Below are 26,859 nucleotides of genomic sequence, written 5' to 3' on the forward strand. Positions count from 1 at the left end.
ATTCCCTGTCGTTAATGTGCCGAATTGATCTGTTGATTATTCATAACACATCGTTTTAGTTTGTTCAGCGGGAACCTAGACTTCTATTTAAATCGAGATTCTAACCTTGATTAGGAGGCAGTCACTTTCGACTTTAGTGGCAAACTAGCTCCGACATATTTAACTAAATCAACTACACGGCAAGAATAACCCCATTCATTGTCATACCAAGCTAACACTTTAATTTGTCGATGATTGATAACCATGGTACTTAGTCCATCAATAATGGAAGAATGAGTATTTCCATTAAAGTCAGTTGATACGAGAGGCTCATTTGTATAATCCAAAATCCCGTGCATAGACCCCTTTGCTGCTTGGCTAAATACTTGATTCACTTCCTCAACTGTTGTGTCACGTTTTATATTGCCAACAAAATCTACTAAAGAAACGTTGGGAGTCGGGACCCTCAAGGCCATACCATGAAGTTTTCCGTTCAATTCTGGAAGTACTTTCCCAATCGCTTTTGCAGCTCCTGTTGTCGTCGGTATGATTGATTGACCGCATGCTCGAGCTCTTCGTAAGTCTTTATGAGGGTTATCAATATTTTTTTGGTCATTTGTATAGGAGTGAACCGTGGTCATCACTCCAGACTCAAGATCAAATGCTTCATTCAAGACTTTCACAACCGGTGCCAAACAATTCGTAGTGCAAGAAGCATTAGATAGAATATGATGTCGCTCCGGGTTGTAAGCCCTTTCATTCACACCATACACAATTGTCATATCTTCGTCACGCCCTGGAGCAGTGATAACAACTTTCTTTGCACCTGCTTCAAGATGAAGCCCCGCGTCTGCTCGAGATGTGAACTTCCCAGTGGCCTCTACAACCACATCCACGTCAAAATTACCCCAAGGCAATTGTTTAGGATCACGATTCTGACAAAGAATCACTCTTTTTCCATCTACAATCAAAGAGTTTCCATCTGTTTCAATCTGTTTATTTAGTGTCCCATGAATAGTGTCATACTTTATTAAATGAGCCAACGTTTCTGGAGGATAGCTAGCATTTATAGCCACCACATCTATTTGACTGTCTTCTATACACTTTCTAAATACCATCCTACCAATTCTTCCAAAACCATTAATTGCTATACGCGTCATCATGATCCCTCCACACTATATAGTACATACAATTACTCTTATTATGTTAAATAGTATAACATATTATATGATTTAGGTTATTAGTTTTGTGAAAAAAAAGGGCGTTTGTCAAAAAAAATAGAGTGCTAGTTAATTAGCACTCCTTCTTCCATTCATTTAACAAATGAATGACTTGGTTTCTTGTTTCCTCTAAGGTACCTTCATTATTTATCACATACGAAGCAAATTTCTTTTTCTCATCTATAGGTAATTGAGAATCTATTCTTTGATTTGCTTCTTCTATTGAAAAATTATTCCTTGTTCTTAATCGATCAAGCTGGATACGCGGCGATACGTATACTAAAAGAACTTCATCGACCATATGGAGTAATTCGCTCTCAATAAGCAATGGTATATCCATGACAATCAATTGGTGGCCTTTTTTCTGCCATTCTGCTGCTTGAAGACGCATTTCTTCTCGAACAGCAGGGTGAACAATTTGATTTAAAACTGTTCGTTCCTTTTCGCTCTCAAACACAATCTTCCCTAACTTCTCTCTATTGATCGTTCTGTCCTCGTGAAGGATCGTTGAACCAAAATGGTCGACAATTTTTAGATAAGGCGAACGACCAGGTTCTACAACTTCTCTAGCGACGATATCTGCATCGACAACTGGTATTCCTTCATTCTTTAGCATCGTAGAAACGGTGCTCTTACCAGAAGCAATACCTCCTGTTAAACCTATAATCATTTGTGCCTCCCCCTTCGTCATTTACCTTTCTAGAGTTTGAATATACCGATCATAATGAGTAGAATTCCTGGAGCATATGCTACATGTTTCATTTTTTCTGTTGTGAACAAACGTTCCCCGGTAAATTTCCCTAGTACGAGAAACAAGCCGCACATCAAAGCTACACTTCCTGCTAAAACCCAAGGGGATCCACCAAATAAAGCAGCACCCATACCAGCCCCAAATGCATCAAGCGACAATGCTGTCCCCAGTAAAAAAGCTTCTCTGCCAGTAATCGATCCTGAATCATCTAAATCAGCTTCCATAGGTTTTCTCAACACATTCACAACAATACCGAGTCGTTTTAATTCGACATTTAGCAATGTACTTTCTTGAATTCTTATTTTCCGTGCTGACTTTGGTTTTCGCAAGACTTGATAAAATGCATATAAGCCTATCGTTATTAAGATGGCTCCACCTAGTTGCTCAGCCCGCGCAGGGGACATATATTCACTAATTCCCCCTCCGAGCCACATAGCCAATAAAACAGCGAACGCTGAACAACCCATGATAAATAAGACCGATAATAAAGGTAATCTCATCTTTCGCAATCCATACGTCACACCTACACCAAAGCTGTCTAAACTAACAGCAAAAGCCAATACAAACAAAGGTAGATAGTCAGTCATTAGGATGGGCCCCTTCCCTTTCTTGCTATGTTAGTATATGGCAGGAGCCCATCCAACGTACTTCTTTCCTTCATTCTATTCTTGAAATTGTGGCTGACAAGAAGGGCATGTATGTGTGCCTCTTCCACCTACAATCGTTCTTATTATTGGAGTGCCACACGTATGACAAGGTTCCGCAGTACGACCATAAACACGTAAATTCTGTTGAAACATGCCCATCTCTCCTTGACCATTCACATAGGATTTAATTGAAGAGCCTCCAAGTTTCACCGCTTCATTTAATGTTTCTTGAACCGAAGTAAATAACACGGCCCTTTCACCTGGCGAAAGGGAATTTGCCGGCTTTTCAGGATGAATTCTCGCTTTAAATAATGCTTCATCTACATAAATATTCCCTAATCCTACAACAACAGACTGGTCCAAGAGAGCAGCTTTAACAGCTCTTGTCGTTCGGCTCAAGCGTTGAGTTAACTCTTCACTCGTAAAGTGAGAAGATAATGGCTCTGGACCTAATTGGGACAATGGACGATTCACGTTCTCCTCTCCTTTTTGGAAAAGGTGCATCGTTCCAAATTTACGAACATCTCCATAGCGTAACTCTCGCCCACTTTTAAATGTAAACCGGACATGTGTGTGAGGAGCCTCTTCTTCTTCCTTTTGATAAACACCGTAGCGTCCCTCCATTCTTAGGTGAGAGACTAGCGTATAATCATCTAAACAAAAAACAAGAAATTTTCCCCTTCTAGAAATTGAACGAAAGGTTTGCCCTTCCAATAGATGAACAAACTGATTCACATCATCCGGTTCTTTAATCATTTTCGGCCAAGTCACATTTACTTGCTCAATGGTTTCATCAATAATAAGTTCTGATAACGTTCGTTTGACTGTTTCAACTTCAGGTAATTCTGGCAATTCATTCACCTTCTCATCTATCAAATTCTCACATGTCAGATGGCTATTTTGCGTCGTACCATGTATCACCATAAGCAACGTCTGCTGTGAGAGGCACATCTAACTTCACTGCATCTTCCATGACTTTCGGAACCAGTTTCTTCATTTTTTCCAGCTCTTGTTCCGGCACTTCAAATATTAATTCATCGTGTACTTGCAGGAGAAGTTTTGATTCCATGTTTTCTTTTTCTAACGTTTCCGCCATATCCACCATGGCCTTCTTAATAATGTCTGCAGCACTTCCTTGAATCGGTGTATTCATGGCTGTCCGCTCTGCAAAACTTCGTTGATTAAAGTTTCTGCTCGTTAGTTCTGGTAAATAGCGGCGCCGGTTTAGCATCGTCGTCACATAACCTTTTTCCCGCGCTTCTTCAACTACATTTTCCATATAGTCTTTAACCCCTGGATAACTTTCAAAATACCTGTCTATAAACGTTTTTGCTTCTTTTCGAGTGATATCCAAGTTCTGTGATAAACCATAGTCACTTATTCCGTAAACAATTCCGAAGTTTACTGCTTTTGCCGTTCGGCGCATTTGGTCTGTCACTTCATCTCCACTAACTCCGAAAACATCCATGGCAGTCTTCTTATGCACATCCATCTCGTCTGTGAATGCTTGTTTTAGATTCTCATCTTGCGAAATGTGAGCTAACACTCTTAATTCAATTTGTGAATAATCTGCGGCCAAAATAAATGATTTCTCTTTTTCAGGCACAAACGCATGACGTATTTTACGACCTTCTTCAAGTCGAATTGGGATGTTTTGTAAGTTTGGTTCTGTTGAGCTCAATCTGCCCGTTTGAGTGATGGCTTGATTAAAGATTGTATGAATTTTTCCTGTCTGTTTATGGACAACTTTAAGGAGCCCCTCTATATAAGTGGAATTCAGCTTCCCTAATTGTCTGTAATGAAGGATGGTAGGAATCATCTCATGTTCATCTTTTAACTTTTCTAAAACGTCAGCCGAAGTAGAATAACCCGTTTTCGTTTTCTTAATCGCAGGCAAATTTAACTTTTCAAACAGCACTTCCCCTAGCTGTTTCGGTGAGTTGATATTGAATTCGACCCCCGCAAGTTTATGAATCTTCTCTTCCATTTCATTTAAACGCTCTACTAGGCTTTCACCCATTTTTTTAAGCTCTTCTTGATCAACTGATATTCCGTTTTTTTCCATCCTACCTAAAATAACGGATAAAGGCATCTCTAAATGTTTAAATAGTTCTAGCTGACTGTTTTCAATGAGTTCTTGTTCCAAATCATCTTTTAAATCTAATATGGCAGCTGCTTTCCTGCCTAAATGTTGAGCCAGCTCTTCTTGATTAGGTACGTGACGCTTTTTTCCCTTTCCGTATACAACCTCATCTGATTGAACTCGGAGACTTTGCTTTCGCTTAGCAATATCCCCCATCTCATGAGAACTGGCAGAAGGATCAATTAAATAAGAAGCTATTTGAACATCAAAACAAACACCATCTAATAACACGTCTTTCCAGCCGAGAGATACAACTGCCCTCTTAGCATTAAAGATATACTTTTCCTTCGAAGCATCTGCTGCCCATGTCTGAAAAGAATGACTTGCAATCGCTACCTCTGATGGAATGAAGAAGACTCCATTACTGTTGGCAATAGACAAACCTATGACTTCCGCTTGATGGTAGTTTTCGTCCAACGCCTCAACAACGAGTGCGCTTGGGGATTGCAGCATGTTGTCAGTCACTTCTGTCACCAATTGGACATCAAGTTCTTCCATTTCTTCTTTTTCAGATCCTTCATCTACACCAATTCGGTCTAAAAGAGAAGCAAATTCCAACTCTTTAAAAAGCTCCTTCAATTCATGTTGATGAGGTTCTCCCAGCACTAAATCTTCAAAAGTCAAACTAACTGGCGCATCTAGCATAATCGTAGCAAGCTGTTTACTCATAAGAGCTTGTTCTTGATTGCTCTCAAGTTTTTCTTTTAACTTTTTCCCTGACACTTCATAAATGTGTTCATAAACACCTTCAACGGTTTCATACTGTTTCAACAATTTTAAAGCGGTTTTTTCTCCCACGCCAGGAACACCAGGAATATTGTCAGAGCTGTCGCCCATTAATCCTTTCATGTCGATAATTTGCATAGGAGTGATTCCGTATTTCTCATCCACCATCTTTAAATCATATGTATCAACATTCGTTATTCCTTTACGAGTAAGGGCAACATGGACTTTGTCTGTTACTAGTTGCAACAAGTCTTTATCACCTGTATAAATTTTCACATCTAAATTTTCTTGCTTAGCTCCTTGGAGGGAGAGCGTCCCAATAATGTCATCAGCTTCGTAATTTTCCACTTCGAAATAAGGGATATTAAACGCTTTAAGTAAATCGCGCATGACAGGCAGCTGTTCTGATAGCTCAGGAGGCGTTTTCTCTCGTTTTCCTTTGTATTCTTTATATGTTTCATGACGAAAGGTCGTCTTCCCAGCATCAAAAGCTACAAGCATGTGAGTAGGTTTTTCATCTTCTAATATTTTTAAAATCATCGTTGTAAATCCATAAACAGCATTTGTATAAACCCCTTTTTCGTTATTTAACAAGGGCAATGCAAAAAATGCACGGTAAGCTATACTATTTCCGTCTACTAGGACTAGTTTCTCCACGTCTAACACCTCATTTATTCATGATATCTGTATTTTATCACGAATGGCTGAGAATAAAAAAAGGAACGAAAGCTCTAGGGGAGACTTTCGTTCCTATCAAAGGGGATGTAAAACTTGAAGCAACCTCAGAAGAAAGATTGCATTCATATAAAACAGTTCACCCTCTCACTATACGAGATGAACGTAAACACCACGTAAAGGGACTGTTAATATATTGTAAAGTTTTAATTGAAGTTATTTATTCTCTGGCCTTCGCTTGTAAAACATGAGACGAAAAACCGTTCCTTTTCCTTCATCACTTTCAACTGATAAGTTAGCATGGTGGGCTTCAGCTAAATGCTTCACGATGGCTAATCCCAGTCCTGTACCGCCTGAATTACGACTTCTAGCACGATCTACTCGATAAAATCGTTCAAAAACTCTTGGTATTTCTTTTTTATTGATTCCAATTCCAGTATCCTCAACTTCTAATAAAACCGTTTCCGCTTGTTCTTTTACTCTTATCGTTATTGTCCCCTGTTCCGGTGTATAGACAATAGCATTATTCACAAGGTTAATTAGAATTTGTTTAATTCGGTGAGGATCGCCTGCAATCATAGGAGTTCCAGTGACTTTCTTCACCAGTTTCATTTGTTTCTTTTCTGCCTTGTCATTTAATATGAGAAAGACTTCATCAGTTAAAGAATCCAATGAAATTTCCTCCCAATTTAATTGAAATTGGGTCCCTTCGATTTTGGAAAGTTCCAACAAGTCATAAATCAAACCCTCTAACCGCTCAGATTCATTGGCAATAATTGTTAAGAACTGTTTCCGCAAATGTTCATCTTCCATGGCACCGTCTAGCAATGTTTCAGTAAAACCTTTTAATGATGTAACGGGCGTTTTCAATTCATGAGAGACATTAGCAACAAAGTCTTTTCTTGCTTGCTCTAATTTTTTCAACTCTGTAATGTTATGGAAAACAAGGACAATCCCTTTCAACTTATCATCTTGACCCAAAATGGGAGCGCCATGAACATCAAAGTGTTTATAGTAAATACCGATTTGTAATTTAATTTGTTTCCGAGTGGGCTTTTCAGTTAGGAAAATTTCCTGGATAAACTTGATAATCTTTTTATGTTTGATCACCTTATAGTATAGTTGATTTTTCCATAATTCAGTTTCTTCATCAAAGATTACTTTGCACGATCGGTTAAGAAGAGTAATATCCCCTTTCGTATTAATTAAGATCAAGCCACTCCCCATATTTTCAATTAACGTCTCTAGACGTTCTTGCTGGTTCTCATACGTTTGTGTAATCTGTTGCAGATTTTCAGCAAGGACATTGATGGAACGATTCAATTCACCTGTTTCCAAGTTAGCTCCTTCAAATGTTCTTGCACTGAAATTTCCTTTGGCAAGTTCATTAGCCACTCTTCTTGCATCTTCTACCGGCTTAACCATTTGATTCGTGAGCTTAGAGGCAAGCACTAGAATGATCAGGAACGCGATAAAGAAAGAGACGAATAACAAGGTCCATATATTTTGATAAACCGAATTTAGTTCTTCCATTTCCATCCCTAAGCGAAGAAACCCAGCCTGTTCTCCATTAGATTCCAGTGCCATAGCATAGTAAAGAAGTTCGCTTTCTACGGTAGCACTATAGCGTGTTTCTCTTGCTGGGGTTCCTTGGATGACCGATTGTATTTCCTGCCTGCTTAAGTGGTTCTCCATGTCCTGCGGATCAGCGTCCGTTTCTGCTAGTACTTCGCCATCAGGAGCGACTATAGTGATTCGAACATCTAAACGATCAGCTAATTCCATAGTGACTTCTTGCAAACTTTCTTGATTACCAAGATCCATATCTTGCAGATAATAAGCAACCACGTCTGATTCTTTTTCTATTCGATCACTCATTCGTTCTAAGTAAAATTCTTTGAAAAATGGTCCTTGGATCGCTCCTAATCCAGCTAATACTAGCAAAATAATCAGTGACAATGGAACAATTAATCTAAAACGATAACTATTCATCTTTTGTCGGTGTCTCTAATTTATAACCTAAACCGCGGATGGTTTTAATATAGATAGGCTTTTTAGTATTCGGTTCAATTTTCTCTCTAAGATGACTAATATGAACATCAACGATTCTAGTATCCCCTACAAACTCATAATTCCAGACAGCATTTAGTAATTGATCCCGCGTTAACACTCTTCCTCTATGGGTAGTAAGATACACGAGTAATTCAAATTCTTTAGGAGTTAACTCCAGAGGTTCCCCCCGCAAAAATACTTCGTAGTTATCTGGAAAAATTTCCACATCCCCAAAAGTAATCGTATTATTTTTCTTTTTAGTTTCTTGAGGTGGATGAACGGACTGAGACCTTCTTAAAATTGCTCTGACGCGAGCGACCACTTCTCTAGGACTGAATGGTTTCGTCAAATAATCATCAGCACCTAACTCCAGTCCAAGTACTTTATCGAATTCATCATCTTTAGCTGTTAACATGAGAATCGGTGTCAAAATTTTATTCTGCCTTAACTCTTTGCAAACTTCTAAACCATCCATTTCAGGAAGCATTAGATCAAGAACAATCATATCAAATGATTCTTTCAATCCCTTTTCTAACGCCGATTTTCCATCCATAGCGGTTGTAACATCAAATCCTGCCTTCTCTAGGTTAAATTGAAGCAAGGTCAAAATTGATTCTTCATCATCTACAATGAGTATTTTTTGTGACATTCTTCTTCCTCCCGATTTGCTTTGACCCCCAAGATCAATTTTATCAAAGCTTTCTATTTCTTTTGTGACTGTTTATTTTATCTTACTACATTTTTAATTAATGACAAAGCTCTCTACAAGGCCAATAGATAGATGAATGACTAAAATAGTGATGATTCTCCTCTCTTATGTATTAAACAAAAGGAGGAATATATACCCAAAAAAAGTTCCTCTCCTGTATTTAGAAGAGGAACCGTTCAATTTAAAAGTTGTCAAAGTTTCCTGAATCGTGTGTCATAGGTTTCCAAGGATAAGGGGGTGAAACGACTAGAGATCCCTCTAAAACAGTTTCATCATACTCGTCTTTCCCAGTGACAGCCATATATACCTTGTGCTCTTTCTTCTCTAAGTTTGTAATAGTAGCCTTTAATTTAAACGTTCCATAATGATACAAGGGCTTTGGGAATGATAAATTTTGCTGAAGAATTGCACTGCCCGGTCCAGGAAAATTCATTGAAATGACGGATGAGACAAACCCATTCAACATGATATGAGGAACGATTGGTTTCTTAAAGGGAGTTCTCGATGCATAATCATGTTGGATATAAATTGGATTTGAATCATCTGTAAAGCCTAAAAATAGCAGAATATCTTTATCTTCAATTTTTTTCTCCTGTTCAAACACATCTCCAACGTTTAACTGGTCAATCGTTTTACCTAATTTTCTTTTTCTTGTAAACAATTACATCACCCCACTGTATAATAACTATGATTAGTAAGCGCTTTCAATAGAGGGTAAAGAAGAGAGAAACCCTTTCTTTAGGGTTTCTCATTTACGTATCCTCTATTGAACTAATTTCATAACCTCTTTAACAGAGTCAACAGACTTATCAAGACCTGCTTTTTCTTTTTCATTAAGTTCTAATTCAAAGATTTTTTCAATGCCATCTCCACCTAAAATGGTAGGAACGCCTAAGTAAATATCATTATACCCATACTCACCTTCAAGGTAAGCAATCGACGGAAGAATACGTTTTTTATCTTTTAATATAGCCTCTACCATTTGAACAATAGACGCTGCTGGTGCATAGTATGCACTGCCTGTGCCTAGAAGGTTAACAATTTCGCCTCCACCTTTACGTGTACGTTCCACAATGGCATCTAGACGGTCTTTAGAAATTAATTTTTCCAGTGGTATGCCTCCAGCAAAGCTGTAACGGAGCATTGGCACCATATCGTCTCCATGACCACCTAATACGAATCCTGTTACATCTTCGACAGAAACATTTAATTCTTCAGCTACGAATGTATTAAATCGTGCAGTATCTAATACACCAGACTGACCAATCACTCGATTCTTAGGGAATCCAGATTCTTTGAATACTGAATAAGTCATGGCATCCACTGGATTTGTTAAGACGATGATAAAACAATCAGGCGAGTACTTTACAATTTCTTTTGTGACACTTTTCATTATTCCAGCATTTGTCGCGACTAAATCATCTCGACTCATCCCCGGCTTTCTAGGAATACCCGCTGTAATCACAACGATATCAGAATTAGCAGTATCTTTATAGTCTGACGTTCCCGTAATTTTAGCGTCAAACCCTTGAACTGGGCTCGCTTCCAACATGTCTAGAGCTTTCCCTTTAGTAGGATTTTCCGATTGAGGGATATCTACTAATACTACATCTCCAAGTTCTTTTTGAGCTGTCATTAGCGCAGTTGTTGTCCCTGTAAAACCTCCACCAATAACACTGATTTTTCTTCGTTTGATTGTCATATCTATCGCCCTCCCATATTTATGACTAAATTATCGATAAGTTGAGAGTATGAAAAGTAACCGCTTTCTTCACGGGGACAGACTTCGAGATTCCAAAGGAATCTACCTCTGAGAATCTCGATTGATCTGCTTTTCCGCGACAGTGTTGCGGTTTTTTCTAAAATAACAACTGTCTATAACTTAGTCTTTTTTAATAAAGACTATAGAAGATAAGTGATTCATATCAATTTACAAGTTGGAAATTAATGCATCACCGAATTCAGAACACTTTACTTCAGTAGCGCCGTCCATTAAACGAGCAAAATCATACGTGACCGTTTTGTTTCCAATTGTTTTGTCCATGGAGTTCTCGATCATATCTGCTGCTTCTACCCATCCTAAGTGACGAAGCATTAATACGCCAGATAATAGAACAGAAGATGGGTTCACTTTATCTTGTCCTGCATACTTCGGAGCAGTTCCGTGAGTCGCTTCAAAGATCGCATGCCCAGAGTCGTAGTTAATGTTCGCTCCTGGAGCAATACCGATCCCACCAACTTGAGCAGCTAGTGCATCAGAGACATAGTCCCCGTTTAAGTTCATTGTTGCAACTACATCAAACTCTTTAGGGCGAGTTAAGATCTGTTGTAAGAAAATGTCAGCAATTGAATCTTTAATAATGATTTTACCTTCAGCTTCGGCTGCAGATTGTGCATCGTTTGCAGCAGCTTGTCCTTTTTCTTCTACAATACGATCATATTCTGCCCATGTGAATACTTTATCGCCAAATTCCTTTTCAGCAAGTTCGTATCCCCAATTCTTAAACGCACCTTCAGTAAATTTCATGATGTTCCCTTTATGGACAAGAGTAACACTCTTCCGTCCTTCGTCTAGAGCATATTGAATCGCAGAACGAACAAGGCGCTCAGTACCTTCTTGAGATACTGGCTTGATTCCAATACCTGACGTTTCTGGGAAACGAATTTTTGTCGCACCCATTTCGTTTTGCAAGAAGTCGATCAATTTCTTCACTTCATCTGACCCTTGTTGATATTCAATCCCTGCATAAATGTCTTCAGAGTTCTCACGGAAAATAACCATGTCTGTATCTTGAGGACGTTTAACAGGTGACGGAACTCCCTCGAACCAACGAACAGGACGTAAACAAGTATATAAGTCCAACTCTTGTCTAAGAGCTACGTTTAATGAACGGAAACCTCCGCCAATCGGTGTAGTTAAAGGTCCTTTAATAGCGATGAAATATTCACGGATCGTTTCTAATGTTTCTTCAGGAAGCCACTCACCAGTTGTATCATGAGCTTTCTGACCAGCAAGAACTTCTTTCCAGTGAATTTTCTTCTCTCCGTTATAAGCTTTATCAACAGCTGCTTCGATTACACGAGAAGCTGATTTCCAGATATCCGGTCCAATTCCGTCTCCTTCAATATAAGGAATTACTGGCTCACTCGGTACATTTAATACTCCATTATTTACTGTAATTTTTTCACCTGACATAAAAAAATACCTCCTATAAAATATATGTATTGATACATAGAAGAAGAAAGAAAATCATCTCTCTTCTTCTTGTTAAACACGGGTTATCTTTCTTCTAATGGTACCCACTTTTGATGATCCGGTCCTGTATATTCTGCACGCGGACGGATTAAACGATTGTTTTCAAACTGCTCTAAAATATGAGCGATCCATCCAGATACTCGGCTAACCGCAAAGATCGGCGTAAAAATATCATGTTCTATACCTAAACTATGGTAAACAGATGCAGAGTAAAAATCAACATTTGGAAGAAGTCCTTTTTCGTTAGTAACCACTTCATCAATTTTCACACTCATATCATACCATTTAGACTCTCCAGTTATCTCAGTTAACTGTTTAGACATTTCTTTTAGATGTTTCGCTCTTGGATCACCGTCTTTGTATACTCGGTGTCCAAAGCCCATGATTTTAACTTTACGCTCTAGAGCATCTTTAATATATGATTCAGCTTTGTCAACTTCACCAATTTCTGAAAGCATGGACATCACACGTTCGTTAGCTCCACCATGTAAAGGCCCTTTCAAGGCGCCAATAGCCGCCGTAATACCTGAATACATATCAGATAAAGTAGCTACACATACACGAGCTGTAAACGTCGATGCATTCAACTCATGATCCGCGTGTAAAACAAGCGCTTTATTAAACGCTTTTTCAGAAGTGGCATCTGGTTCTTCACCATTTAACATGTAAAGGAAGTTTGCTGCAAAACTTAAGTCCTCTTTAGGTGCTACTGGTTCTTTTCCTTGTCGAATTCTCGAAAAGGCGGTCACTATAGTCGGTAACTGAGCTTGAAGTTTAAGCGCTTTTTCGTAGTTTGCTTTTTCATCTTGCTCATCTGCTTCACTATCGAATAGCGCTAGAGTTGAAACAGCTGTTCTAAGAGCGGCCATTGGATGAACTTTGTCAATAGGATACGTTCTCATTTGATCGAGAACTTCATCAGGAACTTTAGCAGCTGAAGCTAATTGCTTATTAAAATCAGCCAACTCTTCTTTTGATGGAAGTTTATGGTTCCAAAGTAAATAAACCACTTCCTCAAAGCTAGCATAATCAGCCAAGTCGTCAATATTATACCCGTGATACGTTAATACACCATCAATAATTGAACTGACACTTGACGTCGTCGCGACAACACCTTCTAAACCTTTAGTTGAACTCATGCTACCTCTCCTTTGCAATAAATATGGCTTATGTATTGTTAACACCCGTAACCATGGCTTTTCTAACAATAAGCACTCCAATACCGAGTGAAGGTTCACTCAATGATTGTTCCGATATCAATTTATTTTCCTAAAATACTTTAAGGTAAACATGTTACCTACGTAACAAATGATAACAAACATGTCACTAAAGAGTAAGCGGTTACGAAAAAGCTAAATAACGAAAACCAAATAGTTATTTCTATGTATTTGGTATCATCCGCTTTCTATTATACCATTTTTAACATTTTTGTGAACGTAAAATTTTAAAACAAACCAACATTCACATTTGCCTGAATTCTTTGAATTAGAAGGAACGCCATTCAGCTACCAAAAGACGAAAAAAACTCTGCTATTTTCATGGCCATGTAGGCAATCCCTGCACCGATTAATGGTCCCACTGCTACCCCGTTAAAGACGGCAACAGCTAATATAGTACCGAATACGAGAGCTACTGTAATATGCGGATCTGTTTTTAACAGATCAATTCCATTAGCAGCAATCACTGCTACAAAGATTCCAGAAGCTAAAGCAATCCACGCGTAGGAGGATTTCAATGCTTGTTGAAGATCTTTCAGACCAATTTCTCCCGTAACGATTGGAACAAGAACAGCTATTGTAATAATCGTTACCCCAATATTAATGCCTTTTTGTTGGGCAAAGGGGAGTACTTTATCAGCTAAACCTGACCATTTGACAATCAATAAAAAAGATACAGCTACAATCAGCGATTGGTTTTTGGCAAAAACTCCTACGGCCAACAAAATGAACATAAATATTGTTGCTTGACTCATTTTGGTCTCCCTCTCTATTATTTCGTACAAATTATTCTAACATATCCTTCGTTCCACCGACATTCCCCAGCTCATTTCAATAAAATCATCTCATAAATTACCTGGACATGCATAGCTTATAGTAGGTGAACAAACGGGAGATGATGATCTATGGACAGGAATGATTCAAGCTATACTTTAAAAAAACTAATTCTCTTATCCATGATGATTCTAAGTTTCTTATCTTTCTCGTTCGTTTCCGTAGTTTATTTTTATCCCTTTATTTTAGCTTTTCTGTTCTCTCTTTTATTTCTACCAGTTGTAAATTTTTTAGAAACTCATTGGAACTGGAACCGGGCATTTGCCACATTATTTGTTATTGGCTCTTTTATTTTCGTTTTATTAACGATCGTTACTTTTATCATTGCCGAACTCGTTCACGGTTTATCCTATTTGATGAAAGTATTACCTGCCTATATTGATGAAATTTTAGCAACCACAAAAACATTTCTAAATTCAACCATCTTTCCATTTATACATACCATGGCTCAATTCACATCCGGTTTAGGTAAACAAGCGAATATGAATTTTGATCAAACAACCGACCAACTTTTAAGTCAAGCAGGACTTCAAGTAGGCAATGCTCTTCAATTCATCTTAAATAATTTAAGGAATTTTTTCCTTGCCATTCCTCACGCGATGACAATGATTTTATTTTCTTTACTAGCGTCTTTTTTTGTGACGAAAGATTGGCCGCAAATCATTTCCTGGCTAGATAAACATACACCTAAGCGTTTATTCCAGTTTACAAACCGTATTTTCTTGGAATGGAAATCTGCAGTTGGCCATTATTTAGTAGCTCAACTAACGCTAGTATCCATCACTGGGGTAATCGTCTTCATTGGACTACTTGTCTTAAATGTTGATTATGCATTTACTACTTCCTTACTCATTGCCGCGGTAGACATCCTTCCTTATATAGGAACTGGCATTGTCTTTCTTCCGTGGATTATCTATTCTTTTTTAAATGGAAGCTGGTTCATGACTATAGGGTTGGCGGTTTTATACAGTATCGTCGTTCTTCAAAGACAAATTTCAGAACCGAAAATCATTTCACACCATATAGGAACTCCCACACTCATATTTCTTTTTACCATCTTTGCCTGTTACCAATTTTTCGGCTTTGCAGGAGTTCTGTTCGGACCTTTAGTCTTGATTGTAACGCAATCCTTTGTCAGAGCTGGAGTAGTGGACGAAATTAAAACATTTTTAGGAAGATAAAAGATGTTTAAATCTTTATTCCGATTTAAGATTGCACTTCTGAACCGGTATTTGGGCTTTTATTAAATCATGAATCACAAAAGAGATATTCTCTAATGAGAATATCTCTTTTCGGTTAGTAGCCAAGAAAATCTAGACTTTGCTAGTCTCCATAATATTATGGTTTGCGATTCCAACGGTTATTAGATACATAGACAAAGTTCCCTGACTTCACGGCTTTTTGAAAAACTTTTTGTAAAAAAGCTTTGAAAACCGATCGCGTCTGTGGAATTAATAGAAAAAATCCAAAGGCATCTGTTAGAAATCCTGGGGTCAATAGAACAACTCCCCCAACAAGAATACATATCCCATCTAATAACACTCCCCCTGGAACTTGCCCTTGAGAAGTTTGCATTTGTGCGGTTCGAATGGCATTTAAGCCTTCCTTTTTAGCAAGAGCAGCTCCTAGAACTCCTGTCAAGATGATCAATAATATTGTTAAAGGTACCCCGATCGTATTTCCAGACAATATAAGCACCCAAATTTCCAATGCAGGAACAACAATGAGCAACAACAAGAATATTTTTCCCATTTACAATCTTCCTCTCATAAAAATCAATTTACCTCTTTATAAACGAATTACAAATAAATATAACTCTACCGTGAAATATAAATGAGTGTGTTTCAGTTTCTTTTTCAAGGATGAGGAAGACTTTTCGATTTCCTCGAGAGTTGCCAAGACCTCAGGCTGGCATAGTCCTATAATACAGGTTATCTCTAATCAACAACATTTATTTGAGTTCAAAAGAAAAAGAGAAGGGAGACAAGTCCCTTCTCTTTTCCCTTTATTTATTATAGGATACTTGCTTGTCCTTTGTAAATCTTTCCGTGCTGACCGTCTACTGTAATCATGTCTCCATCGCTAAACAACGAGGTTGCATTATCTACTCCTACAATGACAGGGATGCCTAAATTCAGGCCGACAACTGCAGCATGGGAAGTTAATCCACCTTGTTCAGTAATAACTGCTGAAGCCTTCTCAAATGCCTCCATCATGTCGCGGTCTGTACTTGAAATAACGAGAATATCTCCATCTTTTGTTTTGGAAATAGCTTCGCTCGCATTATTTGCAACGATGACATTACCTGTTGTTGCTTTTCGTCCAATACCTTGTCCTTTAGCAGCAACTTCGCCAATGACATGAACTTTCATCAAGTTCGTTGTTCCTTTTTCACCTATTGGAACACCTGCAGTAATGACGACGAGGTCACCATTTTTTACAACGCCAGTTTTAAGAGACTCATCAACTGAAAATTGTAGCATTTCATCCGTTGAATCTGCTTTAGGTCCTACTTGTGAATGAACTCCCCAAACAAGAGCTAGAGCTCGTGAAACACGGTCGCTGCTAGTTATTGCTACAATCGGAGATTCCGGTCGATATTTAGAGATCATTCGAGCCGTATGACCGCTTTCAGTTGACGTTAATATCGCTGAAGCACGTAAGTTTTGAGCTGTATGCGTGACTGATTCACTGATTGCATTCGTTACCGTATGTTCACTTTCTTTTGACCTTTTGCGCAAAATATCTTCATACTTCAATGCAGTTTCAGTCTTAATTGCAATATTTCTCATTGTTTCAACTGATTCAACTGGATAAATTCCAGCAGCAGTCTCCCCTGAAAGCATAATTGCATCTGTACCATCAAAAATAGCATTTGCTACATCACTTGCTTCTGCTCTTGTTGGACGAGGGTTTCTCTGCATAGAATCAAGCATTTGCGTAGCAGTGATAACCGGCTTTCCTAGCTTGTTACATTTTTTAATTAATTCTTTTTGAACAAGTGGTACATCTTCAGCAGGGATCTCAACACCTAAGTCTCCTCGTGCCACCATTAAACCATCTGAAACTTCAAGAATTTCGTCGATGTTATCGACACCTTCTTGGTTTTCAATTTTAGGGATGATTTGAATATGACCTGCATTGTGTTTTTCTAGTAGTTCACGAATTTCAAGAACGTCTGATGCGCGGCGGACAAATGATGCAGCGACAAAATCTACATCTTGCTCAATTCCGAACTCAATATCTTTTGCGTCCTTTTCAGTAATACCTGGAAGATTGACGCTAACGTTCGGCACGTTAACTCCTTTTTTATTTTTCAACACACCGCTGTTAACAACGTCTGTAACTAGTTCATTTTCTTTGATCTCTGTTACTCTTAGTTCAATCAGTCCGTCGTCAAGTAATAAAGTTGAACCGACATGTACGTCATTTACGAGACCTGGATAAGTGACAGAAATTACTTCTTGATTCCCTACGACCTCTGTCATTGATACTCTTACAGTCGCTCCACGCTCTAATGTAACTTCTCCGCCTTCTAATGTTTGAGTACGGATTTCAGGCCCTTTCGTATCCAGAAGGATAGCGACGTTTTCTCCTGTTTGAGCCGCAGCTTCGCGAATGTTTTTAATACGAGAACCATGTTCTTCAAAGTCACCATGGGAAAAGTTTAAACGGGCAACGTTCATCCCTGCATTAATAATCTTTGTTAACTTCTCTGGGGACTCACTTGCTGGTCCAATTGTACATACGATCTTTGTTTTTCTCATCTTTCATCCTCCTCAAAAATATGAAACCAATAGTGTCATACTTACCTGATTCCTCTCTTCCCGCACGAAAGCTAGGACAAACAACGTTGCCCCAGCAATCGATGGTTTCTAATGGAACCAAATAAGTGAGCTGTACCTTATATAGATAATTCCTGTGATAACTTATACATCTTTTCATCTAAAGCATGTTGCCTTGAAAGAGCTTCATCAATATTGTGGGAAACTAATTCGTTCTTTTCAATCCCCACCATTTTTCCAGCTTCACCTTCTAATAATAGTTCTACGGCTTTAGCTCCTAGTCTACTTGCCAACACTCGGTCCTGTGCTGTTGGTGAGCCGCCACGTTGGATATGTCCAAGAACAGTCACGCGAGTTTCCAATTCAGTTTTTTCCTGAATCTCTTTACCAATGTCTACACCTGAACCGGCGCCTTCCGCGACAACGATAATACTGTGCTTCTTACCACGATCATGCCCTCGCTTTAAGCGTTTAATAATATCTTCCATGTCATCATCAACTTCTGGAACCATAATTGTTTCTGCTCCGTCAGCTAAACCAGACCATAAGGCTAAGTCTCCAGCGTCGCGACCCATAACTTCAATCACATACGTCCGTTCGTGAGACGTTGCAGTATCGCGGATCTTATCAATCGCATCGATGATTGTATTTAGAGCAGTATCAAATCCAATGGTATAGTCAGTACCGGGAATATCATTATCAATCGTACCAGGAACCCCAATCGTTGGGTACCCATGCTCCACAAGTTTCTCTGCACCACGGAAGGAACCGTCCCCTCCGATAACAATAAGACCTTCTATTCCAAATTTCTTTAATTGTTCAATTCCTTGTTTTTGACCTTCTATCGTTTTGAACTCTTCACATCTAGCTGTGTAAAGTTTCGTTCCTCCACGGTGAATGATGTCACCAACAGAACCTAATTCTAATTTTTCGATATCGCCGTTGATCAAACCAGCGTAACCATAATAAATACCATAAACTTCAAGACCATGGAAAATCGCCTTACGAACGACAGCTCGAATGGCCGCGTTCATACCGGGCGAATCACCACCGCTTGTTAATACACCTATTCGTTTCATATGAATGTTTCACCTCTAATTTTCAGTTCTATTTTTTAATATGTGTTAAAAATACCATTTTCATTTATTAAAAACAATAGAGATCAGACATCTATCAAAAAGGCTTTCTCCATAAAGAGAAAGCACAAGTCTTATTCATCAACCATGACACCGTTTACATGGTCGTATTCACCAATTTTATTAAATTTTTCGTAACGTTTGTTCACAATTTCATTTAAGTTATATTTTGTTAATTCCACAATCGCAGATTTCAATGTCTGCCGAATATATCCAGCTTGAACATCTACATTCCGATGAGCCCCACCGCGTATTTCATGAATGACATCGTCAATGAGAGCTAACTCTTTTAGATCGGTCGCTGTAATCTTCATCGTTTCTGCTGCCCTTTTCGCTTGTGCAGAATCTTTCCATAACAAAGCTGCCGCTCCTTCAGGTGAAATGACTGAATATGTCGAGTTCTCAAGCATATAAATGCGGTCACCAACTCCAAGAGCAAGCGCCCCACCGCTTCCCCCTTCTCCGATGACAATACAAATAATCGGAGTACGGAGGCCTGCCATTTCTATAAGGTTACGAGCAATGGCTTCACTTTGACCTCTTTCTTCAGCAGACTTTCCAGGATAAGCACCTTTCGTATCTATGAAGCAGATAACAGGTCGGCGAAACTTTTCAGCCTGTTTCATAAGTCTTAACGCTTTACGATATCCTTCAGGGTGAGGCATCCCGAAATTCCTTTTTAAGTTATCTTTCGTACCTTTTCCTCTTTGATGGCCAATGATCGTGACAGGTGTACCTTCAAACTTGGCAATTCCACCAATAATAGCTGCATCATCTCCATATAATCGATCCCCATGGAGTTCCATGAAGTTAGTAAATAATCTGTCAATATAGTCCATTGTTGTGGGGCGTTGACTATGCCGAGCCAACTGCACCCGATCCCAAGCGTTCATATTGCCATATATATCATCTTCCAACTGTTCTAGACGATTTTCCAGTTTTTCAATTTCACCGGACAAGTCTATATCTTTTTCAACAGTGAATGTTTTTAGTTCTGAAATTTTGTTTCTTAGTTCTATGATCGGTTTCTCAAAAGGTAGTTGCTCAGCCATCAGTTCCGTCCTCCTCTCTGTTTATTAAAGGTTGCTGATGGATATCCAATATGTTCTCAAGTGTTTGCTTTAATTCTTTACGGTGGATGACTTGATCTAATTGGCCGTGATTCATTAAAAATTCAGCGGTCTGGAAATCATCAGGTAATTTTTGCCGAATCGTTTGTTCAATAATACGGCGCCCTGCGAAACCAATTAGTGCCTTAGGTTCAGCTAAGTTTATATCCCCTAGAGAGGCGAAACTAGCTGATACTCCACCAGTAGTAGGGTGGGTCATGATAGAAATGAATAATAATCCGGCTTCATGTAGACGATTTAACGCGGTACTCGTTTTCGCCATTTGCATAAGACTGAATACACCTTCTTGCATTCGTGCACCACCAGAAGCTGCGAACATAATGAATGGCTTTTTTTCTTCTACAGCATGTTGAATAGCTCTGCACATTTTTTCGCCAACAACAGATCCCATGCTTCCCATTCTAAATCTTGCGTCCATCACGCCGATCACAACGCCCATACCTGCAATCGTTCCTTTTCCCGTGATAACCGCTTCATTTAATCCTGTTTTTTCGCGATCTTTAGCGGATTTTTCTTTATAGTCCGGAAAATCAAGTGGGTCTTTAGCGATCATCGTTGCATCGAATTCTACAAAGCTTCCTTCATCAAGTGTGATATTTATTCTTTGTGAAGAAGTCAGTCGATGGTGAAATTGACAGTTGTCACAGACCATCTGATTTTTTCGTAACTCCTTCGTATACATAATCGATTTACATTGCGGGCACTTTGTCATTAGTCCTTCTGGGACTTCTTGTTTTGCTTCCTCTGTGGGAATCGTAGCGTACTTTTTTCGTTTAGAAAACAAATCTCTTATCACAATCTCACCTCTTTTTATTAGAAAAGCGCAAGTGCCTTACACACACCGACGTAAAGAATGGGTAAAATAGTTTCCCCATTGCGGCAGGCGTCCACTTAAAAGACTTTTCAGTGACCTAGTTGTTAGGAAGCCTTCGTTAAATACCATTCAAATTTAATATAAAATGTTGCTCTTTATAAAGTTTTGCCTATAAATCTGTTTTATCATACCTTGTTACCAGAAACGATTCAAGGCTGCTATTAGGAACTAGTCCTAATTTCAGTTTCAAAAAACACTGTTAATATTGTATTAACAGGGATGTTTAAAACCGACTATTTTCCAAGTGATTTTTCAATTTCTTGATCGCTCGCTCTTCGTTACGGTTCAAGATGGCTTCATAAATTCCCTGATGTTCAATTATCGAATTCTCAGGTCTTCCTTCTCGAGCCAGAGACTCTCTTAAAGCGATCTTGCTGTATTCTACTAGTGGGCGCCATATATTTAACATCAATTGATTATGACTGCATTCTACTAGTGTTTTGTGAAATAGATAGTCTTCTTCTACAGGTAATTCTCCTACAGACCACGTTTCATGAGACTCATGAATCAAGTCACGTAAAAGATTTAATTGTTCTTGTGTTGCTCGCTTACAGCCTAGTCGAACAGCTTCTATTTCGATGATTTGGCGAGTTTCGGTAACATCTTGCCTCGCCTGCTGGTCTTTCAGGAAAAAACTCGCTAACACTTCTGCAAGCCTGTGACTTCCAGGTTGCTGAATAAACGTTCCTTCACCTTTTCTCGTCTCTATCAAATCGAGCAGTTCTAAAGCCCGTAACGCTTCACGAACTGACGATCTTCCCGCTTGAAGGCGTTCCGCCAGCTCCCTTTCTGAAGGGAGTTTATCCCCAACAGTTAACTGATCGTGATCAATAATTTCTTTCACTTTTTTCAAAATATTCAGATAAGCTTTCTCGCCTTCACTCATTGCCTTCTTTTAGCCTCCTGGACTTTAAAGAATGTAATGAAAGGTCCCCTAAACCTTCTCGGAGAACCTTTCATCACCTTTTATAGATCGAGATTATTTACTTGTTATCTCCATCAATAATAGTTAATTCTTTCGTTCTCTTTTCAACGTCATCAGGATTCACTTTTCTTCTAGCTACGCCAGTTTCCATCGCTGCTATGGCCACACTTTTGGCCACTGCAGGAGCTACTCTCGGATCAAAAGGTGCTGGAATAACATAGTCAGTGTGAAGATCTTCTTCTCCAACTAATTCTGCTATAGCTTTAACAGCCGCTACTTTCATTTCTTCGTTGATGTGAGTAGCCCGAACGTCTAATGCTCCTCTGAAAATACCTGGGAAAGCTAACACGTTGTTCACTTGATTAGGAAAATCGGAGCGGCCGGTACCTATTACACTTGCTCCCGCGTCCTTTGCTTCCTCCGGCATGATTTCAGGAACGGGATTAGCCATAGCAAAAATAATTGGATCGTTATTCATGCTTTCTAGCATCTGCTTAGTTAATGCGCCTGCAACAGATACCCCAACAAACACATCTGTTCCTTTAATCACTTCTTCTAATGATCCTTCTAGTTTTTCTAGATTCGTTACAAGAGCCATCTCATGCTTTAAATTATTCATTCCGAAAGGACGGCCTTCATAAATAGCTCCTTTAGAATCACATAAAATAAAATGTTTACATCCCATGCTCATCAATAATTTAATAATGGCAATTCCTGCAGCCCCCGCTCCATTGACGACAACTTTAATTTCAGCCATAGACTTCCCTGAAAGTTTAAGGGCATTCAGGAGACCTGCTGCTGTAACAATAGCGGTGCCATGCTGGTCATCATGAAAAACAGGAATGTTCATTTCTTTCTTTAAACGTTCCTCTATTTCAAAACACCTAGGTGCAGCAATATCTTCTAAATTAATTCCTCCAAAAGTCGGTTCCATTAATTTCACTGTTTCAACAATGGTATTAACATCATTTGTATTCAAACAAATTGGAAATGCATCTACACCAGCAAAAGATTTAAATAGAACAGCTTTTCCTTCCATTACTGGCATTGCTGCTTCAGGTCCAATATTGCCTAAACCTAAAACTGCCGTTCCGTCAGAAACAACACCTACCATATTTCCTTTAACCGTATAATCATAAACAGTTTGAGGATCTTCAAAGATCTCTTTGCACGGTTCAGCAACTCCAGGTGAATAAGCTAACGACAAATCGTTTGCATTACGAACAGGTACTTTCGATTTCGTTTCTATTTTCCCCTTATTGATGCGGTGCATATGTAATGCTTCTTCTCTTAGTGTCGTCACTTTCCCCACTCTCCCTTATGAACGTAATCGAAGTGGTCTGACCACCCCATAGACAACTCTCATTATAACAAATTTTTAATCTGGTTACACCCTTGGTTTTTTCAAAAACACATTCTTATTTCCTAAAAGCCCTTTAATTTTCAAAATAAAGCTGTCGTTACTTGCAACATTCCACATTTCAGATAAGCGAATCGCTTTTTTATTTGATTCATATTTTAATACGACTGCAACTTCTCCTGGTGTATCTTGAAGATAACGTTTCAACTTATCCAACGTGCCGTCCCGCTCGTGCAAATTGGTAATATATAAATATAGCACTGGCTGGTTTCGTTCCTGTTGTTTTCTTTTAAGCTCTTCCACTGTTATGCATTTATCAAGAAGTATTTTATTAGCCCCTTTATGCTCTTGCAATCTTCCCTCAACAAATAACAACTCATCTTTTTGAATTTTCGTTTGGAACTTTTGAAACGGTTTAGGAAAGATGGTGACTTCTACTTCTCCCGTATCATCAGACATTCGAAGAAAGGCCATTTGCTCTTTTTTCTTTGTCTGAATTACTCTTGATTCCTCTACTAACCCTGCAATCCGTACCATTTTACGCTCTTCTGCTTCCTCATTGATTTCAGCAATCATTGAACGACCGTAAGAATCAAGCATTTCCCTTTCCTGTTCTATCGGGTGACCAGAAGCGTAAAATCCAAGTACTTCCTTTTCGTAGCGTAGCCGATCTTGATCAGAAAGAGGAGCTACATCTGTGTATCGAGGTTCATGCTCTTCTTCAAAAAACAAAGGGGCCTGACCTCTTTCTGCTTTTTCTCTTTCTTTAGCACCAAAGTCCATGGCATCATCAATTGAAGCAAGCAAAACGGCACGATCTACCTTGAAGTCATCTAGAGCTCCTGTAAACGTAAGCGCTTCTAATGCTCGACGCGGCAAAAATTTCGTTGGAATTCTTGCACATAAATCAAATAAACTGGCAAAAGGAGCCTTCTTCCGCTCTTCGGTGATGATATCTACCGCTTGAAAACCAATGTTCTTTAACGAAGCCAGACCAATCCAAATGGTATGATCTTTTACAGTAAATAGAGCCTCACTATGAAGAATTGAGGGTCCGTCTACATCAATCCCCTTTCTTTTTGCCTCGGAAATATATTCAGAAAGCTTATCCTGATGATGGATCGACATATCCATTAAACCGCTCAGAAATTCAAGGGGAAAGTTTGCTTTTAAATAAGCTAGTTGATAAGAGATCATACTGTAAGCGACTGCATGACTTCGATTGAAGCCATAATCAGCAAACTGAACAATAAGATCATATACAATCTCAGACTCAGAAAAACTGTATCCTTTTCTCTTTGCCCCTTCTACGAATTGCGCTCTCGTTTCTTCAAGAACTTCTCTTTTCTTCTTTCCAACTGCTCTTCTAAGTACATCTGCTTCTCCTAAGCTGAACCCTGCCATTTTAGATGCAACCTGCATAATCTGTTCCTGATAGATCATAACTCCATAAGTAGGTTTAAGAATCTTTTCTAGGTCAGGATGAGGATAGGAGACAGGCTTCTCGCCATGCTTCCTGGCAATATATGCTGGAATATTGTCCATCGGGCCCGGTCGGTATAGAGCGTTTACAGCCACAATATCTTCAAAATGAGTGGGTTTCAATCGTCGGAGGACGCTTTTCATACCGGAAGATTCTAACTGGAAAATCCCGCTTGTATCCCCTTCACCTAACATACGAAACGTTTTCTCATCATACGGTGGAAGGTTATTTATAGAAACAGCTTCTCCTCTGTTTTTCAGAATAAGTCTCAAAACTCTATCGATAAAACTTAGGTTTCTCAGACCTAAAAAATCCATTTTCAGCAGTCCGATATTTTCCAAGTCTCCCATAGGGAATTGAGTTAAATAGAGACCATCGTTCCCCATTTGTAGAGGAACGACCTCTGTTAATGGTTCTTTACTAATAACGACGCCTGCTGCATGAATAGAGGTGTGCCTTGGTAAGCCCTCTATATTCTCAGCTATACGAAACCATTCAATAAGTTCTTCATCATTTGCTATCATTTCTTTCAAGGTGGTATTTTCTTTAACCGCATCACGAAGACGAATATTCGGGCGACTTGGAATAAGTTTAGCCACTCGATCAATCTTTGTCGCTTCTACACTTAACGCTTTACCTGAATCTCTTAAAGCCGCTTTAGCTGCCAATGTCCCAAACGTAACGATTTGCGCTACATGGTTCTTCCCATATTTTCGTGCGACATATTGAATTACTTCATCACGTTGTTGATCTGAAAAATCGATATCTATATCCGGCATAGACACTCGTTCAGGGTTCAAGAAACGCTCGAACAACAATCCGTATTTGATTGGATCAACATTTGTGATTTTTAGTACGTAAGCCACTAGAGAACCTGCAGCGGAGCCACGGCCAGGGCCTGTCAAAATCTTCTGCTCGTGAGCGTACTTCATAAAATCAGCAACAATTAAAAAATAATCTTCATAATTCATATCAGAGATAACTTTTAATTCAAAGTCCAATCGATTTCTTACTTCGTCTGAAGGGGACGAGTATCTTTCATATAAACCTCTCTCACATATGTCTTTCAGATATTGATGAGAGCTACTTTCTTTCGGTACAGGGAAATGAGGTAAAACCGGCTTGCCTAAGTCTATCTCTACATGGCACTTTTCGGCTATTCGGCCCGACTCTTCTAATGCCTCGATCCAAGATGGAAAGACTTCTCTCATCTCTTCTTCACTCTTCAACGAATACTCTTCACAAGTCACTTCATCAGACATGGAAGATAGGCGTTCACCTGCACGTATCGCCTGTAAAACACGATGAGCATCCACTTGATTCTTATGGATGAAGTGGACATGATTGCTAGCCACAACAGGAAACTGTTTATCATTCAGCCACGTTCGAAGAGCTAATAACCGTTCTCTTTCTTTCTTTCTCCAATGATTTTGAATCTCTATATAAACATTTTCTTTCCCTGCAAAAGATTGTAATTGTTTCAATAACTCGTTCGCTTCATTTGATGAACCTGTTTCCACAAGCTGTTGAATTTCACCTTGCTCAAATGGACTGATTACAAACACATCTGATAAATGGGTCATCATTTCTTGGAAAGTAATATAAGGGTTCAGTGCTTTTTCCTTTGTTTGAGCTCTACTTGTCAATGTTAATAAATCACGATAGCCTTGATTATTCTTCGCAAGAAAAAGCAATCGGTAGGGCGCATGCTCTCTTTCAGAGAGAACAGATCTTGCTACAGCTAACTCCACACCTATAATTGGTTTGATCCCCTGCTCTAAGCATTCTTTGTAAAAAGGAATAATTCCGTGCATCGCATCTACGTCTGTGATCGCAATGGATGAAAAGTTTAACGTGACCGCTTCTCTCACTAAATCTTTTATTTTCGCTGCACTTTGCAGAAGACTAAATTCACTATGTACATGAAGGTGAACATAATTCAATAGGAGCCCCTCCT

At 39.0% G+C, this 26,859-nt stretch carries 21 protein-coding genes; 1 reads left to right on the forward strand and 20 read right to left on the reverse strand.

The window, feature by feature from the left end; genetic code table 11:
- Positions 1–110 precede the first annotated feature (110 nt).
- The 12 genes from CR194_RS11290 to CR194_RS11345 form a co-directional block, all read right to left on the reverse strand.
- Positions 111–1,139 (reverse strand): glyceraldehyde-3-phosphate dehydrogenase, encoded by a 1,029-nt coding sequence (locus CR194_RS11290; protein WP_233254321.1) that lies wholly within the window; start codon positions 1,137–1,139, stop codon positions 111–113.
- A gap of 133 nt (positions 1,140–1,272) precedes the next feature.
- Positions 1,273–1,869, reverse strand: a complete 597-nt coding sequence (gene coaE, locus CR194_RS11295) for a dephospho-CoA kinase (protein WP_110609757.1) — start codon at positions 1,867–1,869, stop codon at positions 1,273–1,275.
- Positions 1,870–1,898: 29 nt separating this feature from the next.
- Entirely contained in the window at positions 1,899–2,537 is a 639-nt protein-coding gene (gene ytaF, locus CR194_RS11300) for a sporulation membrane protein YtaF (RefSeq protein ID WP_110609758.1), read from the reverse strand.
- Between the two features lie 75 nt (positions 2,538–2,612).
- On the reverse strand, positions 2,613–3,449 hold the full coding sequence (gene mutM, locus CR194_RS11305; RefSeq protein WP_110609759.1) for a DNA-formamidopyrimidine glycosylase: 837 nt from the start codon (positions 3,447–3,449) through the stop codon (positions 2,613–2,615).
- A gap of 43 nt (positions 3,450–3,492) precedes the next feature.
- Positions 3,493–6,132 carry a DNA polymerase I gene (gene polA, locus CR194_RS11310; RefSeq protein ID WP_110609760.1) on the reverse strand — a complete coding sequence of 880 codons (2,640 nt, stop codon included), beginning with the start codon at positions 6,130–6,132 and terminating at the stop codon, positions 3,493–3,495.
- A 225-nt stretch (positions 6,133–6,357) separates the two neighbouring features.
- Positions 6,358–8,100 (reverse strand): two-component system histidine kinase PnpS, encoded by a 1,743-nt coding sequence (gene pnpS / locus CR194_RS11315; RefSeq protein WP_233254322.1) that lies wholly within the window; start codon positions 8,098–8,100, stop codon positions 6,358–6,360.
- A gap of 25 nt (positions 8,101–8,125) precedes the next feature.
- Complete coding sequence (locus CR194_RS11320; protein WP_110609762.1) at positions 8,126–8,842, reverse strand: response regulator transcription factor; 717 nt, start codon at positions 8,840–8,842, stop codon at positions 8,126–8,128.
- Positions 8,843–9,083: 241 nt separating this feature from the next.
- Positions 9,084–9,563 (reverse strand): MaoC/PaaZ C-terminal domain-containing protein, encoded by a 480-nt coding sequence (locus CR194_RS11325; protein WP_110609763.1) that lies wholly within the window; start codon positions 9,561–9,563, stop codon positions 9,084–9,086.
- A gap of 102 nt (positions 9,564–9,665) precedes the next feature.
- Positions 9,666–10,604, reverse strand: coding sequence for a malate dehydrogenase (gene mdh / locus CR194_RS11330; protein WP_110609764.1), 939 nt, complete (start codon positions 10,602–10,604; stop codon positions 9,666–9,668).
- A gap of 228 nt (positions 10,605–10,832) precedes the next feature.
- Entirely contained in the window at positions 10,833–12,098 is a 1,266-nt protein-coding gene (gene icd / locus CR194_RS11335) for an NADP-dependent isocitrate dehydrogenase (protein ID WP_110609765.1), read from the reverse strand.
- Positions 12,099–12,181: 83 nt separating this feature from the next.
- The gene (citZ, locus tag CR194_RS11340) at positions 12,182–13,297 is read right to left on the reverse strand and encodes a citrate synthase (RefSeq protein ID WP_110609766.1); all 1,116 of its coding nucleotides are present in this window, start codon (positions 13,295–13,297) and stop codon (positions 12,182–12,184) included.
- Positions 13,298–13,659: 362 nt separating this feature from the next.
- Positions 13,660–14,130 carry a DUF441 domain-containing protein gene (locus CR194_RS11345; protein ID WP_110609767.1) on the reverse strand — a complete coding sequence of 157 codons (471 nt, stop codon included), beginning with the start codon at positions 14,128–14,130 and terminating at the stop codon, positions 13,660–13,662.
- A 150-nt stretch (positions 14,131–14,280) separates the two neighbouring features.
- Here CR194_RS11345 and ytvI point away from each other — a divergent pair, with 150 nt between their 5' ends.
- On the forward strand, positions 14,281–15,390 hold the full coding sequence (gene ytvI, locus CR194_RS11350; protein WP_110609768.1) for a sporulation integral membrane protein YtvI: 1,110 nt from the start codon (positions 14,281–14,283) through the stop codon (positions 15,388–15,390).
- A gap of 157 nt (positions 15,391–15,547) precedes the next feature.
- Here ytvI and CR194_RS11355 read toward each other — a convergent pair whose 3' ends face one another.
- From CR194_RS11355 to dnaE, 8 genes are all read right to left on the reverse strand, one after another.
- A complete protein-coding gene (locus CR194_RS11355) occupies positions 15,548–15,961 on the reverse strand; it encodes an FxsA family protein (RefSeq protein WP_110609769.1) in 414 nt (137 codons plus the stop codon).
- A gap of 260 nt (positions 15,962–16,221) precedes the next feature.
- Complete coding sequence (gene pyk / locus CR194_RS11360; protein ID WP_110609770.1) at positions 16,222–17,976, reverse strand: pyruvate kinase; 1,755 nt, start codon at positions 17,974–17,976, stop codon at positions 16,222–16,224.
- A gap of 137 nt (positions 17,977–18,113) precedes the next feature.
- Positions 18,114–19,073 (reverse strand): 6-phosphofructokinase, encoded by a 960-nt coding sequence (pfkA, locus tag CR194_RS11365; protein WP_110609771.1) that lies wholly within the window; start codon positions 19,071–19,073, stop codon positions 18,114–18,116.
- Between the two features lie 131 nt (positions 19,074–19,204).
- Entirely contained in the window at positions 19,205–20,182 is a 978-nt protein-coding gene (gene accA / locus CR194_RS11370) for an acetyl-CoA carboxylase carboxyl transferase subunit alpha (protein ID WP_110609772.1), read from the reverse strand.
- Positions 20,175–21,056 carry an acetyl-CoA carboxylase, carboxyltransferase subunit beta gene (accD, locus tag CR194_RS11375; RefSeq protein ID WP_110609773.1) on the reverse strand — a complete coding sequence of 294 codons (882 nt, stop codon included), beginning with the start codon at positions 21,054–21,056 and terminating at the stop codon, positions 20,175–20,177. The genes accA and accD overlap by 8 nt, the downstream gene beginning before the upstream one ends.
- Positions 21,057–21,357: 301 nt before the next feature.
- Positions 21,358–22,020, reverse strand: a complete 663-nt coding sequence (locus CR194_RS11380) for a FadR/GntR family transcriptional regulator (RefSeq protein ID WP_110609774.1) — start codon at positions 22,018–22,020, stop codon at positions 21,358–21,360.
- Positions 22,021–22,117: 97 nt separating this feature from the next.
- Positions 22,118–23,362, reverse strand: coding sequence for an NAD(P)-dependent malic enzyme (locus CR194_RS11385; protein WP_269845713.1), 1,245 nt, complete (start codon positions 23,360–23,362; stop codon positions 22,118–22,120).
- 84 nt (positions 23,363–23,446) lie between these two features.
- Complete coding sequence (dnaE, locus tag CR194_RS11390) at positions 23,447–26,845, reverse strand: DNA polymerase III subunit alpha (protein ID WP_110609775.1); 3,399 nt, start codon at positions 26,843–26,845, stop codon at positions 23,447–23,449.
- Positions 26,846–26,859 lie beyond the last annotated feature (14 nt).

This window comes from Salipaludibacillus keqinensis (assembly GCF_003226325.1).
Taxonomy (GTDB): domain Bacteria; phylum Bacillota; class Bacilli; order Bacillales; family Salisediminibacteriaceae; genus Salipaludibacillus; species Salipaludibacillus keqinensis.

Excerpts from the sequence above, each read along its gene's own strand:
- pyk (WP_110609770.1), bottom strand. The coding sequence starts at position 17,976 with ATGAGAAAAACAAAGATCGTATGTACAATTGGACCAGCAAGTGAGTCC.
- coaE (WP_110609757.1), bottom strand. The coding sequence starts at position 1,869 with ATGATTATAGGTTTAACAGGAGGTATTGCTTCTGGTAAGAGCACCGTT.
- CR194_RS11355 (WP_110609769.1), bottom strand. The coding sequence starts at position 15,961 with ATGGGAAAAATATTCTTGTTGTTGCTCATTGTTGTTCCTGCATTGGAA.
- pfkA (WP_110609771.1), bottom strand. The coding sequence starts at position 19,073 with ATGAAACGAATAGGTGTATTAACAAGCGGTGGTGATTCGCCCGGTATG.
- citZ (WP_110609766.1), bottom strand. The coding sequence starts at position 13,297 with ATGAGTTCAACTAAAGGTTTAGAAGGTGTTGTCGCGACGACGTCAAGT.
- ytaF (WP_110609758.1), bottom strand. The coding sequence starts at position 2,537 with ATGACTGACTATCTACCTTTGTTTGTATTGGCTTTTGCTGTTAGTTTA.
- accA (WP_110609772.1), bottom strand. The coding sequence starts at position 20,182 with ATGGCTGAGCAACTACCTTTTGAGAAACCGATCATAGAACTAAGAAAC.
- CR194_RS11345 (WP_110609767.1), bottom strand. The coding sequence starts at position 14,130 with ATGAGTCAAGCAACAATATTTATGTTCATTTTGTTGGCCGTAGGAGTT.
- CR194_RS11320 (WP_110609762.1), bottom strand. The coding sequence starts at position 8,842 with ATGTCACAAAAAATACTCATTGTAGATGATGAAGAATCAATTTTGACC.
- icd (WP_110609765.1), bottom strand. The coding sequence starts at position 12,098 with ATGTCAGGTGAAAAAATTACAGTAAATAATGGAGTATTAAATGTACCG.
- mdh (WP_110609764.1), bottom strand. The coding sequence starts at position 10,604 with ATGACAATCAAACGAAGAAAAATCAGTGTTATTGGTGGAGGTTTTACA.
- ytvI (WP_110609768.1), top strand. The coding sequence starts at position 14,281 with ATGGACAGGAATGATTCAAGCTATACTTTAAAAAAACTAATTCTCTTA.
- CR194_RS11380 (WP_110609774.1), bottom strand. The coding sequence starts at position 22,020 with ATGAGTGAAGGCGAGAAAGCTTATCTGAATATTTTGAAAAAAGTGAAA.
- CR194_RS11290 (WP_233254321.1), bottom strand. The coding sequence starts at position 1,139 with ATGACGCGTATAGCAATTAATGGTTTTGGAAGAATTGGTAGGATGGTA.